The sequence below is a fragment of the bacterium genome (genome assembly GCA_040753555.1).
GTDB lineage: Bacteria > UBA9089 > UBA9088 > UBA9088 > UBA9088 > JBFLYE01.
In genome coordinates this window covers 1-1,782 of the sequence record JBFMDZ010000311.1, presented here as the reverse complement: position 1 = coordinate 1,782, position 1,782 = coordinate 1, and the positions used below count along the sequence as shown (strand labels likewise).

The following is a 1,782-nucleotide window of genomic DNA, read 5'->3' as shown; positions in this document are numbered from 1 at the left end:
CTTAAGATTATCATAAGAACCATTGCAAATCCAAAGACAAGCATCCTATAGCTAACAAATGCCTGGCCCAGGAATATACGAAGAATCTCAGGAACTCCTACAAGAAGGACCACACCCAAAATAACCCCAGGAATGCTTCCTATTCCACCAAGAACAACCATACAAACCAAAAACACAGATTCCCAAAATGTAAAGCTCTCTGGTGAAATAAAGCCTATCCAATGGCTATAAACACATCCAGCCAAACCAGCGATTCCTCCACTAAACAAAAATGCTATCATCTTTAGGTTGCTAATGTTTATTCCCATAGCAGATGCTGCTGTTTCATCCTCCCTTATTGCTACCAATGCCCTACCGATCCTTGAATTCTCAAGCCGATATGAAATGATAACAACAAGGATAACAAAAAATAAAATGAGATAGTAAAAATGCAAATCATCCCTAAAGACAAAAGAGAATATACGAGGAGGAGAGATTGTGCTACCTACCCTTGGAAGCCCCTTTGGTCCATTTGTAAAACTATCCCAATTGTTCAAGACAAGCCTTGTAATCTCTCCAAATCCCAATGTGACAATTGCAAGATAATCTCCCCTAAGATGCAAGACAGGCTTTCCCAAGAGGAAGCGAAATAAAACGCTAATTCCTATGCTCAAAGGAATACAAAACCAAAACGATACACCAGAAAGATTAAGCAAAGCCGAGCTATAGGCACCAATGGCATAGAAGGCACAAAAGCCTAAATCCAGAAGCCCAGTTAAGCCTATGGTAAGATTTAGTCCCAAAGAGAGGATAATATAAATCCCAATCAAAGAAAGGATATGGACAAGATAAAAATTGCCAAGCCTATTGCTAAAAAAGGGAAAAATGGTAAGGCAAAGAATAGTGGAAAACAAAATAGCCTTCTTTCTCATAATTTTTCAGGTGTCCTCTCTCCAAGTATTCCTGTTGGTTTAAAGATAAGGACAAGGATTAAGACAACAAAGGCAATAATATCCTTATTTTCTGAAGATATATAACCTGCACAAAGGGCTTCTAATATTCCAAGGACATAGCCTCCAAGAATTGCTCCTTTAATGTTTCCAATCCCACCCAAAACAGCCGCTGTAAATGCCTTTATTCCAGGGATAAAACCCATATTGTATTTTATAGAGCCATAATAAAACCCGTTTAAAAAACCAGCTATGCCTCCCAGACCTCCACCAATAAAGAATGCCAGAGAGATAATAAAATTAACATTTACTCCCATAAGGGCTGATGTTGTTCTGTCGGAAGAAACAGCCCTCATTGCCATTCCAAGCTTCGTTTTTGCAATAAAAAGATTTAGGATAATCATCAAGATAATGGTGAGAATGATGATAAAAATTTGTAAAGGATTGACATTAGCTCCTAAAATTTTAAAATATGGAAAGATGAAAGGATAGGGCTTTGATTCTGGGGAAGCAACAAGCATTACAATGTTTTGTAAGAATATAGATACGCCTATTGCACTAATTAAGGGGATAAGCCTTTCAGAGCGACGAAGAGGTCTATATGCAGACCTTTCTATAAGTATTCCTAAAAGCCCGCAACCTAAGAAGGAAAAGAGAAAAGCAATGGCTGGCGAGTGAAAAAAAAATAAGATAATAAACCAAAGAATGCACCTAACATAAATATCTCAGAATGGGCAAAGTTAATCATTAAGAGGATTCCATAGACCATTGTATAGCCCAATGCCAGAAGGGCATAAATGCCTCCTAATGTTACGCCATTTAAAAGCTGTGAGATAAACATTATTCCTCTCTG

1 protein-coding gene and 1 pseudogene are annotated in these 1,782 nt (G+C 37.8%); both read right to left on the bottom strand.

Annotation, left to right across the window (positions count from 1 at the left end):
* Positions 1–911 (bottom strand): hypothetical protein (locus tag AB1630_12940; protein ID MEW6104695.1); only part of this gene is annotated, 911 nt, incomplete at its 3' end.
* Positions 908–1,770 (bottom strand): annotated as a pseudogene (locus AB1630_12935) (branched-chain amino acid ABC transporter permease). The gene AB1630_12940 and the pseudogene AB1630_12935, both read right to left, overlap by 4 nt.
* Between the last annotated feature and the right edge of the window lie 12 nt (positions 1,771–1,782).